This window comes from Cupriavidus sp. 8B (assembly GCF_054589115.1).
This window is the reverse complement of the sequence record NZ_BAAILO010000172.1, coordinates 53,100-69,542: the sequence shown is the minus strand read 5'-3', so window position 1 is coordinate 69,542 and position 16,443 is coordinate 53,100. Positions and strand designations below refer to the sequence as shown.

The window sequence follows — 16,443 nt, the reverse complement described above, 5'->3', positions numbered from 1 at the left end:
AAATCAGTTTCCTTCCGGATCAGGCGCGGCGGCCCGGTTGGCCCATCCACTGGTGCACCAGGTCGACCGTCGGCAGGGTCGTCGCCTCATCGCATTGCAGGACCAGCAGGTCGCCGGCCACTACTTGCGCGAGTGCGGCCTCGATCGCCTGGCGGCGCGAGCCCTCATCGATGATCTTGGTCACGCGGCGGCCTTCGTACAGGCCCTGCTTGAGCAGCGCGCGTGCCTCGGTGTCCGGCAGCGTGCGCTTGACCGAGGTGTCCTCGCACAGGAAGACGCGGTCGAACGCAGCGCCCAGCACCTTGCCTTGCTTGACCATGTCTTCGTCGCGGCGCGGCGCGCCGGCGCCGTACACCACCACGCGGCGCTCGCTCGGGAAGCGTTCCAGCGATGCCACCAGCGCTTCCAGCGCAGGCGCATTGTGGGCGTCATCGATCACCACGATGGCGCCGTTGCGCTCGAACAGCGTGAAGCGTCCGGGCACATCCACCTGGCCCACATCGAAAGTCACCACGCCAGCGCGGATCAGGTCGTTGGAGATGCCCAGCGCCCAGCCGGTGGCCACCGCCGCCAGCACGTTCTCGACCTGGAAGGCCACGCGGCCCGCATAGGTGAGGGGGATCGCGGCCACGTCGGTCAGCGGCACCTCGCGGCTGCCGGTGGCGAGCACCACCTTGCCGTCGCGCACGTAGACCGCGCGGCGCCCCGCCGCGCGATGCGCGGCAATGGCGGGCAGGTCGGCCGTCAGGCCGAAGAAGATCACGTCGCCATCGCACAGCTCCGCCATCTCGACCACCAGCGGGTCGCGCGCGTTGAGCACCGCCACACCGCCGTCCAGCACCACGTCGACTTGCGTGCGCAGCACGTTGTACATCTTCTCGACTTCCTCGACGTAATACTGGCCGAGGTGGTCAGGCACATCGATATTGGTCACCACGCCGACCTGGCAACGGTCGTAGGCGAGGCCTTCGGACAGGATGGCGCCGCTGTCGTTCTCGAGCACGGCGGCATCCACCGCGCGGTTCATCAGGATGCGGCGGGCCGCGTCCCAGTTGGCGCGGTCGCCGCCCTGGACCTGGCGGCGGTCGAGGTAAAGGCCGTCGCTGCACGCCAGGCCGGTGTGCTTGCCGGAGAGTTGCAGCAGGCGCGCCACCAGCTTGGCCACCACGGTCTTGCCATTGGTGCCGGTGATGCCGACGACCGGGATGCGGCCGTTGTCGTCGCCTTCGCCAGCCGGGAACAGGTGATCCACCACGGCGCGGCCCACCGGGCGGGCTTCGCCGTTGGAGGGCTTCAGGTGCATCAGCAGGCCAGGGCCGGCATTGACCTCGACGATGGCGCCGCGCTGCTCGGCGAGCGGGCGCGAGATGTCCTGGGCCACCAGGTCGACCCCGGCAATGTCCAGGCCCACCACGCGCGCAGCCAGCGAGGCATGCGCGGCCACGCTCGGGTGCACGCGGTCGGTGACGTCGAAGGCCACGTTGCCATTGCGCTGGATCAGCACATGCTTGCCCTCGGGCGGCACGGAAAGCGCGTCAAAGCCTTGGCGCTTGAGTTCCAGGCGCGCGGCCGAATCCAGCCGCACCTTGTTGAGCGGGTGGTCTTCGGTACTGCCGCGGCGCGGGTCGGAATTGATCTGCGACTCGATCAGCTCGTCGATGGTCGACTTGCCGTCGCCGGTGACGCTGGCCGTCTCGCCCATGGCGGCGGCCACCAGGCGGCCGCCCACCACCAGCAGGCGGTGTTCGTTGCCCAGTACGAAGCGCTCGACGATGACGCCGCTGCCTTCGTCGATGGCCACGCCATAGGCGGTCTCGACTTCTTCGCGCGTGGTCAGGTTGGTGAATACGCCGCGGCCGTGGTTGCCGTCATAGGGCTTGACCACCACCGGCAGGCCGATGTCCTCGGCGGCGTCCCAGGCGTCGGCGGCACTTTCCACCAGCCGGCCTTCGGGCACGGGCACGCCGCAGGATTCCAGCAGGCTCTTGGTCAGGTCCTTGTCGCGCGAGATGCTCTCGGCGATGGCGGCGGTGCGGTCGGTCTCGGCGGTCCAGATGCGGCGCTGGCGGCTGCCATAGCCGAGTTGCACCAAGTTGCCCTCGGACAGGCGCAGAGCCGGGATGTCGCGGTCGTCGGCAGCGTCGACGATGCAGGCGGTGCTCGGGCCCAGGCAATGCTCGTCCACCATGCGGCGCAGGTGGTCCACCGTCTCCTGGACGTCGTAGGGACGGTCCTCGATGGCCGCCATCACCAGGTCGCGGGCGGCGAACAGAGCGGCGCGCGTGACGTCCTCGTGCCAGGCCCGCACGATCACCTTGTAGACACCCCGGATCGGGGTCTCGCGTGCCTTGCCGAAGCCGCCGGGCATGCCGGCGAGGTTCTGCAGCTCAAGCGTGACGTGTTCCAGGATGTGGCCAGGCCACGTGCCTTCCTTGAGCCGCTGCAGGAAGCCGCCGCGCTCGCCAATACTGCAGCGATGCTCGACCAGCGAGGGCAACCATGCCGACAGACGCTCGTAGAACCCCGGAATCGTGTTGGAGGGAAAATCCTCCAGTTCCCCGATATCGACCCACGCCTCCAGCACAGGCCGATATGTCCACATATTCGGGCCGCGCAGCGACATGACATCGAAAATCTCAATGTCCTTCTTTTTCATTGATTTAGCTTGAGGCAGTGGGCGAGTGCCCGAGAAATAGAAGCCTAACCTTTCAGTAACGTTACAACGGTCAGCCGGTTGACTTTCTTGATTAAAAAGCGATTGTGCAGTGCATCATGGGCGCCCGTGTGTTTGGCCTTATGTATACTGCGGGCAAATCGGCGGGCCGCCAGGGCGCGCCCGCACTAAATTGTTTCAAGTTATGTCCATAGCCCAAGGACGCAGCATGCCGTACCAACGATGACCCAACCTTCCTTGCCCGTGATTGACAGCGACGCCCAGAACGAGCCGTGGCGTAACGAACTCGGCACCCGCCTGCAACCTGGCGAAGCCGTCCTTGCCTGGCTCGAAGTCGACCTTGACGCAAAGCTGCATTTTACCCAAGGCTGGGTACTTGTGACGGATCGTCGCTTGCTGGCGCGCATGCCTGGGCAAAAAGACTGGCAGGAATGGGTGATCCAGCCCGGATTATCGCTGCATCACGCCGATCACGCGGGGGTCGGCACGCTGGAGTTGCAGGACAGTGGACGTTTGCTGGCCAGCTGGCGCTACACGCTCGGCCACAACCCGGCCGCGTTGCGCCTGATCGACCAGTTCCATGCGCAGCGCGACCTGTCGGCCTCGGGCCGGGCGGGGCTGCCGGATATCGATGCCGAGGCGGTCTGCCCGACCTGCAAGGCGCCGCTGCCCCCGGACGACGATCAATGTCCGCAATGCAGCCGTGACCTGGAAACCCCGCCCTCGACCTGGGCGCTGTTGCGCCTGTGGCGCTTCGCCAGGCCGTACCGCTTCCAGTTGCTGGCCGGCTTCCTGCTGACGCTGCTGTCCACAGCCGCTACGCTGGTGCCGCCGTACCTGACCATGCCGTTGATGGACAACGTGCTGATTCCTTACCAGAACGGCCTGCCCATCGACTACAGCCGGGTCAAGCTGTACCTGGCCGGCCTGCTGGGCGCGGCGCTGGTGGCGTGGAGCCTTGGCTGGGCGCGTACCTATCTGCTGGCGCGGGTGTCCGAGCGGATCGGCGCGGACCTGCGCACCACCACCTATGAGCACCTGCTGCGGCTGTCGCTGGAGTACTTCGGCGGCAAGCGCACGGGCGACCTGATGGCCCGCATCGGCTCGGAAAGCGATCGCATCTGCGTGTTTCTGTCGCTACATCTGCTGGATTTCGCCACCGACGTGCTGATGATCGTGATGACGGCGGCCATCCTGATTTCCATCAATCCGTGGCTGGCGCTGGTCACCCTGGTGCCGCTGCCGTTCATCGCGTGGATGATCCACCTGGTGCGCGACCGGCTGCGCCACGGCTTCGAGAAGATCGACCGGATCTGGTCGGAGATCACCAACGTGCTTGCCGACACCATCCCGGGCATCCGCGTGGTCAAGGCGTTCGCGCAGGAAAAGCGCGAGGTGGAGCGCTTTCGCGAGGCCAACCGGCACAACCTGGCGATCAACGACCGGGTCAATGCGGTGTGGTCGCTGTTCACCCCGACCGTCACGCTGCTGACCGAGATCGGCTTGCTGGTGGTGTGGATCTTCGGCATCTGGCAGGTCTCGCACAACGCGATCACGGTCGGCGTGCTGGTGGCCTTCCTCACCTATATCAGCCGCTTCTACACGCGCCTGGACTCGATGAGCCGGATCGTCTCGGTCACGCAGAAGGCCGCCGCCGGCGCCAAGCGCATCTTCGATATCCTCGATCACGTGTCCAGCGTGCCGGAGCCCACGCGGCCGGTGCACCTGGAGCGCGTCGAGGGCGCCATCGAGCTGCGCGACCTGGGCTTTCGCTATGGCAACCGTGCCGTGATCCGCGGGCTTAACCTATCGATCGCGCCGGGCGAGATGATTGGCCTGGTGGGACACAGCGGGTCGGGCAAGAGCACGCTGGTCAACCTGATCTGCCGCTTCTACGATGTCTCCGAAGGCGCGATCCGGCTGGATGGCGTCGATATCCGCTCGCTGCCGGTATCGGAGTTCCGCAGCCATATCGGGCTGGTGCTGCAGGAGCCGTTCCTGTTCTTTGGCACGATTGCCGAGAACATCGCCTACGGCAAGCCGGGCGCCACGCGCGAAGAAATCATCTCTGCGGCGCGGGCTGCCCATGCGCATGAATTCATCCTGCGCCTGCCGCACGGCTACGACTCGCTGGTGGGCGAGCGCGGGCAAGCGCTGTCCGGCGGCGAGCGCCAGCGCATCTCCATCGCCCGCGCGCTGCTGATCAACCCGCGCATCCTGATCATGGACGAGGCCACCTCGTCAGTGGATACGACCACGGAGAAGGAAATCCAGAAGGCGCTGGATAACCTGGTGCAGGGCCGCACCACCATCGCCATCGCCCACCGCTTGTCCACGCTGCGCAAGGCGGACCGCCTGGTGGTGATGGACCGTGGGCAGATCGTGGAAGTCGGCAACCACGATGAGTTGCTGGCGCGCGAAGGCGCCTATTACAAGCTTTACCAGGCGCAGGCCCGCAATGTCGACGCCGACGCGGATCTCGCCTCCGCCGATGCGCTCAACGTGCAATAAGGATGGGAGCTCACATGCAGCAAGTCGATTTCAAGCTCTCCCGCAATGCCCTTGGCCGCCTGGTGATGACCACGGCGGATGGCGTTGCGCATGATGGCGTCGTTCCCGTTCGCGCGTTTCCCATCGCCGCGCCCGACGATGGCGTCGGCCTGGTCAGCACCGATGGCCGCGAACTGGCCTGGCTGCCCCGCCTGGATACCTTGCCCGCCCCCGTGCGCGAGATGATCGAGGCCGAGCTGGCCAGCCGTGAGTTCATGCCGGAGATCCACCGCATCCGTTCGGTGTCCACCTACGCCACCCCCAGCACCTGGGAGGTGGAGACGGATCGTGGCCTCACCTCGCTGGTGCTGCGTGGCGAGGAGGACATCCGCCGCCTCGCGGGCTCCACGCTGCTGATCTCCGACAGCCACGGCATCCACTACCTGGTGCGCAACCTGACCAGCCTGGACAAGGGCAGCCGCAAGATCCTCGACCGCTTTCTCTGAGTTGCACCTCAGAGCTTGCCAGTAAAGATCACCCCGACCTGGCGGTCGGGGCGCATCGCGAACAGATAGAGCTGGCCGGGCGTAGGCAAGCTATGCGTGGTGGTGGGGTCGTAGTAGGCGACGCCGGTCATCGGCGTGTTCGCGTAGCGGCAGGTCGGGCCGCTCAACTGCAGGGTGACGTTGTAGACCTTGCCTTGGCGCCGCGGCGTGGCGGTCCCGGTAAAGCTGCAGCCTGAGCCGCTGCCATCGAGCGTGAAGCTGCCGTTGGCGTCGATGACCAGCCGTACGCCGCCCGCGGTGATCCCGCTGGTGTCGATGACATTCGACGTGCCGTAATAAGTCCCCTTCAAGCCGTCGGTGGTCGCGATGAAGTTGTAATCGGTGCTGTAGGTGGCGTTGACGACCGAGTTCCTCCCGTTGCGGTAGGTGACCTGCGCCTGGATCGACTTGCCTGGCACATAGGCCGCCATCAGGTTCGCCGCGGTCAGGCTGTAGCCCGCCGCCTCCTGGTTGAAATCCAGCCCGTTGTTGTTCGTGGTCAGCGCGCCACTCCCAGAGCTGTAATTGCCGGTCAGCACCCCGGTCGATACGTCCGGCATGCCCGCCATGGCGTAGAACGCGTAATAGACGTTCTCGTCCAGCACCAGGATGTTGAACCGTTCGTTGGCGGCGGAGGTGCCGATGTAGAAGCCGGAGCCGAGCGCGATGGTGTCAGGCGCCGCCGGGATCACCGGCGTCGTTGGATCAGCGGGCGTGACAGGTGTCGTGGACGTGCTGGCGGGAGGGGTGCGCACGATTGCCAGTCCACCACCGTTGTCGCCCGATCCGCCACAGCCTGCGAGGGCCAGCGCAATGCTTGCAGCCCCAATGCGTCTTTTCATTTGTACTTTGCCCGTTCCTGTGCGCATGGGCGCCTCTAGCGCCGCTTTTCGGTTGCCAAAAAAATGTCGACTGTAACAGATGATTACAAATTGCTGATGACCTTGCGCCTCACGGCCAGGCGACACATGCCCGAGTGCGCAAAAAAAGACGCCCGCACAAGAGTGAGCGGGCGCTGGAGGGCAACGGACGCGGGCCTCAAAGGTCCGCGTCGGGAAGACCGCCTCTGCAGCGGCAGCCAGTGGGGATGATGCAGGCGTGAGGGCGCTATGTGAATCAGACAACTCTTAATTTGGCCGATATTGCCCCGTTTTCCTGCAATTTTTCTGGGGGTAGTGAGGGAGGCATGCGCCGCCCTCATTATTTAAGCCGGAAAAAAAGAAAACCCCGAGGATGGGAATCCTCGGGGTTTTTGGTAGTCCCGGAAATAACCGGAACTGAATATTGGTGGAGCCGGCGGGAATCGAACCCGCGTCCGCAAGCCCTCCACAGAGAGTTCTACATACTTAGTCCTGTCATTTGATTTAACCGGTGCATCGCGGACGGACACGCTCTACAACGGCGAGTCACTAAATTTTCGTCCCTAGGTCCGTGACATACTCAGGGCTTATCTGGCGTTAATGACCTCGCGTAGTCTTGCGACTCTAGCCCGCCAGCGAGCCAGTGCGAGGACGGCCGCAATTAAGCGGCCAGTGCGTAACGTTCGTCGTTAGCAGTTATTGCATTCCCATTGATTAACGAGGTGACGGGTCCTCGGTATGCCCTCCACTGCTTTGTAACCCACGTCGAAACCAGGTCGGCCCCTGCGTGAACTGTGTGAACAGTGTCAAGAAGGTAGATTGTACTCCGTTGGCGGCTCCAGGTGTCAATGACTGCAGGCCGCCTCCATCGTCAGGGATGCCCGACAGGTGCCAGCAGCGCGATCAACTCGCTGGGATGGCGCACCAGATAGTCGGCGCCCCATGCCTCGGGCGGCTCGCCATCGCCACAGTAGCCGTAGGCAGCGGTGATCGTGATCATGCCGGCGGCCTTGCCGGCCTGGATGTCGCGTACGTCATCGCCAACATACACGCAGCGCCCGGGCGCCACGCCGCTGACTTCGGCGGCATGCAGCAGCGGCGCGGGGTGGGGCTTGGCGTGCGCCGTGGTGTCGCCGCTGACCACGGCCGAGGCGCGCGGCGCCAGCCCGATGGCGGCGACCAGCGGCGCGGTGAAGCGCGTGATCTTGTTGGTGACGATGCCCCAGCGGATGCCGGCGGTTTCCAGCGCGTCCAGCACCTCGGCCATGCCGTCGAACAGGCGCGTATGCACAGCGATGTCGGCCTCGTAGTAATCGAGGAAGGTATCGCGCAGCGCGGGGAACTCAGGATCGGCCGGACTCTTGCCGAAGGCGGCGCCGATCAGGCCGCGCGCGCCGTGCGAGGCGACCGGGCGGAGTTTCTCGTAGTCGACGGGCGGCCGGCCGTGCTCGGTGACGAGCCGGTTGGCCGCCGCGGCCAGGTCAGGGGCGGTGTCGGCGAGGGTGCCGTCGAGATCGAAGAAGACTGCGTCGTAGGTGTGCATGTTCAGGCCGGCCGGCGAAATGCCATCATATAGTTCACATCGGTGTCCCGGCCCAGCGAGTAGACCTGGGTCAGCGGGTTGTAGGTCATGCCGCGCATCTCGACCAGCTCGAGCCCCGTGTTGCGGGCGTAGCGAGCGAGTTCGGATGGCGTGATGAACTTGTCGTAGTCATGCGTGCCGCGCGGCAGCATCTTGAGCACGTATTCGGCGCCGACCACGGCCAGCAGGTAGGCCTTGAGGTTGCGGTTGATGGTGGAGCAGAACACGTATCCGCCAGGGCGCACCAGCGTAGCGCAGGCACGCACGATCGATTGCGGGTCCGGTACGTGCTCGAGCATCTCCATGCAGGTCACCACATCGACGCTGGCGGGCATGCGAGCCGCCAGGGCTTCGGCGGCGATTTCCTCGTAGGTGACGGACACGCCTGATTCCAGGCTATGCAGGTCGGCCACCTTCAGTGCCTTGGTGGACAGGTCGATGCCACGCACCGTGGCGCCGGTGCGCGCCATGCTCTCGGCCAGGATGCCGCCACCGCAGCCGATGTCGACCACGTCCTTGCCCTTGAGGCTGGCGATGCCGTCGATCCAGCCGAGCCGCAGGGGATTGAGCTCGTGCAGCGGCTTGAACTCGCTTTCCGGGTCCCACCAGCGATGGGCCAGCTCGCTGAACTTGTCGATTTCGCGCGCGTCGGCGTTCTTGCCGATCAAGGTGGTTTCAACGGTCGGATGGAGCGGGGAGGATATCTGCGTCATGGAGTTTGGCGCGCCACCAGGGCGGCGGCGTGAAGGCGGAGGATATGCAGCGACTGTATCAAAAAAAAAGCCCAGCTTGCGCTGGGCTTTTTTTCGGCGGAAAGGTTCCGATTAACGTGCGCTGCGGGTGCCGACCACTTCGACTTCCACGCGACGATTCGGCTGCTGGCAGGAGATTTGCGCCTTGCGATTGCCCTTGCACGACTTCGGGTCAACCTTCAGCTGACGCTTGCCCTTGCCTTCCGTGTAGACACGGTTGGCTTCCACGCCCTTGCTGACCAGATAGGCCTTGACGGCTTCAGCACGACGGATCGACAGGCGATCGTTGTACTTGTCCGAACCGAAGGAGTCGGTGTGGCCAACTGCGATAATCACTTCCAGGGTGATGCCCGACAGCTTGGAGGTCAGGTCGTCCAGCTTGGCCTTGCCTTCCGGCTTCAGCACAGCCTTGTCGAAATCGAACAGGGTGTCAGCAGCGAAAGTGACCTTTTCGCTGGAAACAACCGGAGGAGCAACCGGTGCCACCGGGGGGGCAACCGGAGCGACCGCCGGAGCCAGGGCGCCGTCGCACAGGGCGTTGGCCGTGGCCGGGGTCCACGAGCTGTCGCGCCAGCAGAGCTCGTTCGTGCCGTTCTTCCACACGTACTCGCTCGTACCGTTGCCCCAGTTATCGTTCACAGCCTTCTTTTCGTAGGGGACGGACTGGGCTTGAGCGGATGCAGCCATTACTGCGGTAGCTGCAACGAGCGCGAGCTTGGCAAATTTTTTCATATTTCTCCTCTCAGGATGAGATCACCGCAGGGTTACTGCGAGCAAATGGACGGAAACAAGTCATACATTCTTCGGAGTATAACATTCTCGATGCGGTGTATGCTCCACTTCGAACAATGTCTGGCTCTTCGCTGGGGAATTGTGCCACAAGGGTCGTTTCCTAAGAAGTAAATATATTCGATTCCACCAATGGGTTTTAGGCCTGTGGTGTTTGTGCAACATGGCTCTTGCGATGCCCGCAAACCCTTGTCGGGCCGTGCTTGCAGGATTTTCGACACGGCCTTGCGCGCCCTTTCCCGGCCCTGCCGGAGCCCCTGCCAAGGGGGCCGCCGCGGCTGCGGGAGAGGGCAGCCGCGCATGTTAGAATGTCACGTTGCCCACCTGTCAGACGCCGCTTTGGCGAATGGCGATTCACCTGGGTGCCTTCTGTTTAAATTCGCCGGATAACCCACGCCGCAATGGATCAATTCGCCAAAGAAACCCTTCCGGTCTCCCTCGAAGAGGAAATGCGCCGTTCCTATCTCGATTACGCCATGAGCGTGATCGTCGGGCGCGCGCTTCCCGATGTACGGGATGGCTTGAAGCCGGTACACCGGCGTGTGCTCTATGCGATGCATGAGCTTAACAACGACTGGAACCGGCCGTACAAGAAATCGGCCCGTATCGTAGGGGACGTGATTGGTAAGTATCACCCCCACGGCGACACTGCTGTATACGATACGATCGTGCGGATGGCGCAGAATTTCTCGCTGCGCTACATGCTGGTCGATGGCCAGGGTAACTTCGGGTCGGTGGACGGGGATAACGCGGCAGCCATGCGTTATACCGAAATCCGCCTGTCCAAGATTGCCCACGAGATGCTGCTCGATATCGATAAGGAAACTGTCGATTTTGGGCCGAATTATGACGGCTCCGAACATGAGCCGCTGATTCTGCCGGCACGCATCCCGAATCTGCTGATTAATGGTTCGTCGGGTATCGCGGTGGGTATGGCCACCAATATCCCGCCGCATAACCTTAACGAAGTGGTCGATGCCTGCCTGCATCTGCTGCGTAATCCGCAAGCGACGATTGACGAGCTGATCGAGCTGATTCCGGCGCCGGACTTCCCGACCGCCGGCATTATCTATGGCATCCAGGGCGTGCGCGAAGGCTATCGCACCGGCCGCGGCCGCGTCGTCATGCGCGCCAAGACGCACTTCGAGGATATCGACCGTGGCCAACGCCAGGCGATCATCGTCGACGAGCTGCCCTACCAGGTCAACAAGCGCACCCTGCTCGAACGGATCGCCGAGCTGGTGACGGACAAGAAGGTCGAGGGCATCTCCGATATCCGCGACGAGTCCGACAAATCCGGCATGCGCGTGGTGATCGAGCTCAAGCGCAACGAAGTGCCGGAGGTGGTGCTTAACAACCTCTATAAGCACACCCAGCTGCAGGACACCTTCGGCATGAACATGGTGGCGCTGGTCGACGGCCAGCCGCGCCTGCTGAACCTGCGCCAGATGCTGGATTGCTTCCTGTCGCACCGGCGCGAAGTCGTCACCCGCCGTACCGTGTTCGAGCTGCGCAAGGCGCGCGAGCGCGGCCACGTGCTGGAAGGCCTGGCGGTTGCTCTCGCCAACATCGATGAGTTCATCGCCATCATCAAGGCGGCGCCCACGCCCCCCATCGCCAAGCAAGGGCTGATGGCCAAGGCCTGGGATTCCAGCCTGGTGCGCGAGATGCTGGCACGCGCCGAAGGCGACACCGCCGGCGGCCGCGCCTCCTACCGCCCGGACGGCCTGCCGGCCATCTTCGGCATGCAAGCCGACGGGCTGTACCGCCTGTCCGACTCGCAAGCCCAGGAAATCCTGCAGATGCGCCTGCAGCGCCTCACGGGCCTGGAGCAGGACAAGATCGTCCAGGAATACCGCGATGTCATGGCGGTCATCTCCGACCTGCTCGACATTCTGTCGCGCCCGGAACGCATCAGCACCATCATCACCGACGAGCTGACTGCCATCCGCGCCGAGTTCGGCGACCTGCGCCGCTCCCACATCGAGCTCAACGCGACCGAGCTCGATACCGAGGACCTGATCACGCCGCAGGACATGGTGGTGACCCTGTCGCACAGTGGCTATATGAAGAGCCAGCCGATTTCCGAGTACCGCGCGCAAAAGCGTGGCGGCCGCGGCAAGCTGGCGACCACCACCAAGGAAGACGACTGGATCGACACGCTCTTCGTCGCCAACACGCACGACTACATCCTGTGCTTCTCGAACCGCGGCCGGCTGTACTGGCTGAAGGTGTACGAGGTGCCGCAGGGGTCGCGCAACTCGCGCGGCAGGCCAATCGTCAACATGTTCCCGCTGTCCGATGGCGAGAAGATCAACGTCATCCTGCCGGTGCGCCAGTTCGACGCCGAGCATTTCATCTTCATGGGCACCGCGCGCGGCACCGTCAAGAAGACGGCGCTGACCGAGTTCTCGAACCCGCGCAAGGCCGGCATCATCGCGGTCGATCTCGACGAGGGCGACTACCTGATCGGGGCTGCGGTTACCGACGGCCAGCACGACGTGATGCTGTTCTCGGATTCCGGCAAAGCCGTGCGCTTCGACGAAAACGACGTGCGTCCGATGGGCCGCCAGGCCCGCGGCGTGCGCGGCATGAACCTGGAAGAAAGCCAGACCGTGATCGCCATGCTGGTGGCCCCGGCCGAGACCAGCGAGCAAGCCGTTGCGGTGGGCAGCGTGCTGACCGCCACCGAAAATGGTTACGGCAAGCGCACTCCGATCGCCGAGTACACTCGACACGGCCGTGGCACCAAGGGCATGATTGCGATCCAGACGAGCGAGCGCAACGGCCGGGTAGTGGCTGCCGCGCTGGTGTCGCCGGAAGACGAGATCATGCTGATCACGACCGGCGGCGTGCTGATCCGTACACGTGTGTCTGAAATCCGCGAGATGGGGCGCGCCACGCAAGGCGTGACCCTGATCAATGTGGACGAGGGCACCAAGCTGTCCGGCCTGCAGCGAATCGTCGAAAGCGATGCCGACAACGGTGTGGCGGGCGACGAACTCGAAGAAGGGGCGGACGCGGCGGCTCCGGCTGCCGACGGTGAGCAGGCAGGTGCGCAGGACGGCACTGGCGCCGGCACGCCTGATACAGGATCAAATTCGTAAGTTGTTGCAACACTGACCCGATAGACGGAACTCGATTGCCGGCTGCGGGACTAAAACGGACATATTTACAAGGGAGTCACAATGCTCAAAACCTATCGACGTATCGCTGTTCTGGCTGCCTTCGTACCGGCCATGATGCTGGCCAACGCGGCGCATGCCCAGGACGCCGACAAGACCGCTGCCATCAAGGAACTCCTGACCGTGATGCAAGCCGACCAGGCCGTCAAGGGCCAGGCCGAGAACTGGCAGCAAGGCGCCAAGCAGGAAGCGCCCATGGTCCTGGAGCAGGTACTGGTCGAGAACAAGACGCTCAACGACAAGCAAAAGCAGGCTGCTGTCGAGAAGCTCAAGAAGAACGGCGCGGTGCAGCGCATGGTCGATGGCGCCGGCACGGCATTCACCACCGACGGCTTCAAGAGCGATGCCATGAAGGCCCACTTCGACGCCTTCGGCAAGTACTACAGCGCCCAGGAAATCAAGGACCTGACCACGTTCCTGAAGTCGCCGACCGGCCAGAAGTTCATGGCTAACCAGGGCAAGGCGACCCAGGAAATCTGGGGTTCGATGATGCAAAAGTACGGCCCGCAAGTCGGCAAGTCGATGCGCGACGCCGCCGAAAAGGAAATCGCCGCCGCGGCGAAGTAATCCGCTGGGCGGGCGGGGCGCTGTCCTCGCCTCCCCAATCTGGCGCGGGTTTGATGGATAATGGCTGCTTGGGTAATACCGGCAGCCATTTTTCATTTCCATCCCGATCCATGAACGAACCCCAGAATCCAGCACTTGCCGCCATGATGCAGCGCGCCGTGGCCGAGCGTGTCTATAACTTCTCGCCCGGTCCGGCAGCCCTGCCGACCGAAGTGCTGCTGCAGGCAGCCGACGAGATGCTGTCGTGGCACGGATCCGGCGTCTCGGTGATGGAAATGAGCCACCGCAGCCGCGAGTTCGAGAGCATCCAGGCCGAGGCGCTGGCTAACCTGCGCGAGCTGCTGCAGGTGCCGAAGAATTTCCGCATCCTGTTCCTGCAGGGTGGCGCCATCGGCGAGAACGGCATCGTGCCGCTGAACCTGATGCGGCGCGTGAACGCCGATCGCCCCAAGGCGGATTTCGTCGTCACCGGCACCTGGTCGGTCAAGTCCGAGCAGGAAGCGCGCCGCTACGGCGAGGTGAATATCGCTGCCACCAGCAGCGCGCAAAAGTTCGTCCGCATCCCGGATGTGGCTGACTGGAAGCTGTCGGACGATGCCGACTACGTGCACCTGTGCACCAACGAGACCATCGTTGGCGTGGAGTTCCAGGACGTGCCCGACATTGGCCAGCACCGCGATGGCGGGCCGGTCGTGGTGGCCGACGTCTCCAGCCACATCCTGTCGCGCCCGGTCGACTGGTCGCGTGTGCAGGTGGCCTACGGCGGCGCGCAAAAGAACATCGGGCCGGCCGGCCTGACCATCGTGATCGTGCGCGACGACCTGCTGGGCCATGCGCATCCGCTCTGCCCGTCAGCGTTCAACTGGCGCCTGGTGGCCGAGCACGACTCGATGTACAACACGCCGCCGACCTATTCCATCTATATCGCCGGGCTGGTCTTCAAGTGGCTCAAGGCGCAGGGCGGCGTGGGCGCGATCGAGCAACGCAATATCGCCAAGTCGCATGCACTGTACGAGTTCCTCGACCAGAGCGCGTTCTACCGCAACGAGATCGATCCGGGCAGCCGCTCGCGCATGAACGTGCCGTTCTTCCTGGCCGACGAATCCCGCAACGACGCCTTCCTGGCAGGCGCGCGCGCGAATGGCCTGGTGCAGTTGAAGGGCCATAAGTCGGTCGGCGGCATGCGCGCCAGCCTCTACAACGCTATGCCGATCGAGGGCGTTGCCGCCCTGATCGAGTACATGCGCGAATTCGAGCGGACCGCGGCCTGATCCTTCGTTTGCAGCGGCATCGCGTGGCGCTGCCGCTGCAGTGCCGATTCGGTTTTTTCCAGGGCCATTTCCATTGCCACTGCGCAATGACGTGGCGTAGCGGATTCATACAATGACAAATCAAGACAAGCAAGGCGCGCAGGGGGAGGCGCAGCAGGACAATGGCGCGGCCGAGAAAGCGCTGGGCGTCGAGCTGACGCCGCTGCGCGAGCAGATCGACACGCTCGACCGCGAGCTGCTGGCGATGCTGAACCGCCGCGCGCAACTCGCCCTCGACGTGGGCGAGGTCAAGAAAAAGTACGGCGCGCCGGTGTTCCGTCCCGAGCGCGAGCTGCAGGTGATTCGCAAGGTCCAGGGCGCCAACCCCGGTCCGCTGCTCGACGACAGCGTGGCGGCGATCTGGCGTGAAGTGATGTCGGCCTGCCGCGGTCTGGAAAAGCCGCTCGAGGTGGCCTTCCTTGGCCCGGCCGGCACGTTCTCCGAGCAGGCGCTGTATGCGCACTTCGGCCACGAGGTCAGCGGCGTGCCGTGCCCGAGCATCGACGAGGTGTTCCGTGCGGTGGAAGCCGGTACTGTCGAATACGGCGTGGTGCCGGTGGAAAACTCCACCGAGGGCGCGGTCTCGCGCACGCTGGACCTGTTCCTGCAGACCTCGCTGAAGATCAGCGGCGAGATCGCGCTGAAGGTGCACCACAACCTGATGGCATCGTCCCCCGACATGAAGGGCGTGACCGTGGTGCGCGCCCACGCGCAGGCGCTGGCGCAGTGCCAGCACTGGCTCACGGCCAACTACCCGCACCTGGAGCGCCAGGCGGTGTCGAGCAATGCGGAAGCGGCGCGCATGGCCAGCGAGGATCCCACCGTGGCGGCCATCGCCGGCGAGTCGGCGGCCAATCGCTACCACCTGCATCTGGTGCGCACGCATATCCAGGACGATCCGCATAACCGCACGCGCTTCGCGGTGATCGGCCGCTACGAGACCGAACCCTCCGGCAGCGACCAGACCTCGATGATCCTCTCGGTGCCCAACAAGGCCGGCGCGGTCTACCAGTTGCTTGCGCCGCTGGCCGACAACGGCGTGTCGATGTGCCGGTTCGAGTCGCGCCCGGCGCGCAGCGGTGCGTGGGAGTACTACTTCTACGTCGACGTGGAAGGCCACCAGCATGATGCTTCGGTGGCGCGCGCGCTGGAAGAGCTGCGCCGCAACGCGGCTTACTTCAAGGTGCTAGGCTCCTATCCGTCCAGCCGGTAACGAGGCGGCAACCAGGCGGCGGAGCCGCTGACAAAGGTGCGGCTGCCAGGCGGCGGCCGGATCCGCGAACAACGTTTCAGAGAAGGAATGAACATGGCAGAGCAGGGCAAGCAGTTCGGTCCCGAGTATGTGCGGGCGATTTCCCCGTACGTGGCGGGCAAGCCGATTTCCGAAGTCGCGCGCGAGTTTGGCCTGGACGAGTCCACCATCGTCAAGCTGGCCTCGAACGAGAATCCGCTCGGCATGCCCGAATCGGCCCGGACCGCCATCGCTGCCGCCATGGCCGACCTGGGCCGTTACCCGGACGCCAACGGCTTCGCCTTGAAGGGCGCGCTGTCGGCCCGCTTCGACGTGCCGGCCGACTGGCTCACGCTGGGCAACGGCAGCAACGACATCCTGGAGATCGCGGCGCATGCGCTGGTCAAGCCGGGCGAGTCGATCGTCTATGCCGAGCATTCCTTCGCGGTGTATGCGCT

General features: G+C 64.3%; 11 protein-coding genes, 1 other RNA gene and 1 pseudogene. 7 read left to right on the top strand and 6 right to left on the bottom strand.

Annotated elements, in window-relative coordinates:
- Positions 1-19: 19 nt before the first annotated feature.
- The gene (gene cphA, locus ACYP5B_RS17190) at positions 20-2,656 is read right to left on the bottom strand and encodes a cyanophycin synthetase (protein WP_400092497.1); all 2,637 of its coding nucleotides are present in this window, start codon (positions 2,654-2,656) and stop codon (positions 20-22) included.
- Between the two features lie 240 nt (positions 2,657-2,896).
- Here cphA and ACYP5B_RS17185 point away from each other — a divergent pair, with 240 nt between their 5' ends.
- Positions 2,897-5,185, top strand: a complete 2,289-nt coding sequence (locus ACYP5B_RS17185; protein WP_318233411.1) for a cyanophycin metabolism-associated ABC transporter — start codon at positions 2,897-2,899, stop codon at positions 5,183-5,185.
- A gap of 14 nt (positions 5,186-5,199) precedes the next feature.
- On the top strand, positions 5,200-5,670 hold the full coding sequence (locus ACYP5B_RS17180) for a cyanophycin metabolism-associated DUF1854 family protein (RefSeq protein WP_318233410.1): 471 nt from the start codon (positions 5,200-5,202) through the stop codon (positions 5,668-5,670).
- Positions 5,671-5,678: 8 nt separating this feature from the next.
- Here the strand turns inward: ACYP5B_RS17180 and ACYP5B_RS17175 are convergent, their stop codons facing one another.
- The 5 genes from ACYP5B_RS17175 to ompA all read right to left on the bottom strand — a co-directional run bounded on the left by ACYP5B_RS17175 (position 5,679) and on the right by ompA (position 9,635).
- Positions 5,679-6,551 (bottom strand): hypothetical protein, encoded by an 873-nt coding sequence (locus ACYP5B_RS17175; protein ID WP_459570486.1) that lies wholly within the window; start codon positions 6,549-6,551, stop codon positions 5,679-5,681.
- Positions 6,552-6,994: 443 nt separating this feature from the next.
- Positions 6,995-7,353, bottom strand: a transfer-messenger RNA (tmRNA) gene (gene ssrA, locus ACYP5B_RS17170).
- A gap of 87 nt (positions 7,354-7,440) precedes the next feature.
- Positions 7,441-8,112 carry a phosphoglycolate phosphatase gene (gene gph / locus ACYP5B_RS17165; protein ID WP_267605857.1) on the bottom strand — a complete coding sequence of 224 codons (672 nt, stop codon included), beginning with the start codon at positions 8,110-8,112 and terminating at the stop codon, positions 7,441-7,443.
- 2 nt (positions 8,113-8,114) lie between these two features.
- Complete coding sequence (gene ubiG / locus ACYP5B_RS17160) at positions 8,115-8,864, bottom strand: bifunctional 2-polyprenyl-6-hydroxyphenol methylase/3-demethylubiquinol 3-O-methyltransferase UbiG (RefSeq protein WP_400092502.1); 750 nt, start codon at positions 8,862-8,864, stop codon at positions 8,115-8,117.
- Positions 8,865-8,975: 111 nt separating this feature from the next.
- On the bottom strand, positions 8,976-9,635 hold the full coding sequence (gene ompA, locus ACYP5B_RS17155) for an outer membrane protein OmpA (protein WP_400092503.1): 660 nt from the start codon (positions 9,633-9,635) through the stop codon (positions 8,976-8,978).
- A gap of 458 nt (positions 9,636-10,093) precedes the next feature.
- Between ompA and gyrA the strand changes: the two genes are divergently transcribed.
- From gyrA to ACYP5B_RS17130, 5 genes and pseudogenes are all read left to right on the top strand, one after another.
- Positions 10,094-12,799, top strand: coding sequence for a DNA gyrase subunit A (gene gyrA, locus ACYP5B_RS17150; RefSeq protein WP_459570485.1), 2,706 nt, complete (start codon positions 10,094-10,096; stop codon positions 12,797-12,799).
- Between the two features lie 81 nt (positions 12,800-12,880).
- The gene (locus tag ACYP5B_RS17145; RefSeq protein WP_400092506.1) at positions 12,881-13,444 is read left to right on the top strand and encodes a DUF2059 domain-containing protein; all 564 of its coding nucleotides are present in this window, start codon (positions 12,881-12,883) and stop codon (positions 13,442-13,444) included.
- Between the two features lie 110 nt (positions 13,445-13,554).
- Positions 13,555-14,715 (top strand): 3-phosphoserine/phosphohydroxythreonine transaminase, encoded by a 1,161-nt coding sequence (gene serC, locus ACYP5B_RS17140; RefSeq protein ID WP_459570484.1) that lies wholly within the window; start codon positions 13,555-13,557, stop codon positions 14,713-14,715.
- Positions 14,716-14,827: 112 nt separating this feature from the next.
- Complete coding sequence (gene pheA / locus ACYP5B_RS17135) at positions 14,828-15,967, top strand: prephenate dehydratase (protein WP_043344480.1); 1,140 nt, start codon at positions 14,828-14,830, stop codon at positions 15,965-15,967.
- A 93-nt stretch (positions 15,968-16,060) separates the two neighbouring features.
- Positions 16,061-16,443 (top strand): annotated as a pseudogene (locus ACYP5B_RS17130) (histidinol-phosphate transaminase); the annotation flags it as partial.

Excerpts from the sequence above, each read along its gene's own strand:
- cphA (WP_400092497.1), bottom strand. The coding sequence starts at position 2,656 with ATGAAAAAGAAGGACATTGAGATTTTCGATGTCATGTCGCTGCGCGGC.
- ACYP5B_RS17185 (WP_318233411.1), top strand. The coding sequence starts at position 2,897 with ATGACCCAACCTTCCTTGCCCGTGATTGACAGCGACGCCCAGAACGAG.
- ACYP5B_RS17180 (WP_318233410.1), top strand. The coding sequence starts at position 5,200 with ATGCAGCAAGTCGATTTCAAGCTCTCCCGCAATGCCCTTGGCCGCCTG.
- ACYP5B_RS17175 (WP_459570486.1), bottom strand. The coding sequence starts at position 6,551 with ATGAAAAGACGCATTGGGGCTGCAAGCATTGCGCTGGCCCTCGCAGGC.
- gph (WP_267605857.1), bottom strand. The coding sequence starts at position 8,112 with ATGCACACCTACGACGCAGTCTTCTTCGATCTCGACGGCACCCTCGCC.
- ubiG (WP_400092502.1), bottom strand. The coding sequence starts at position 8,864 with ATGACGCAGATATCCTCCCCGCTCCATCCGACCGTTGAAACCACCTTG.
- ompA (WP_400092503.1), bottom strand. The coding sequence starts at position 9,635 with ATGAAAAAATTTGCCAAGCTCGCGCTCGTTGCAGCTACCGCAGTAATG.
- gyrA (WP_459570485.1), top strand. The coding sequence starts at position 10,094 with ATGGATCAATTCGCCAAAGAAACCCTTCCGGTCTCCCTCGAAGAGGAA.
- ACYP5B_RS17145 (WP_400092506.1), top strand. The coding sequence starts at position 12,881 with ATGCTCAAAACCTATCGACGTATCGCTGTTCTGGCTGCCTTCGTACCG.
- serC (WP_459570484.1), top strand. The coding sequence starts at position 13,555 with ATGAACGAACCCCAGAATCCAGCACTTGCCGCCATGATGCAGCGCGCC.
- pheA (WP_043344480.1), top strand. The coding sequence starts at position 14,828 with ATGACAAATCAAGACAAGCAAGGCGCGCAGGGGGAGGCGCAGCAGGAC.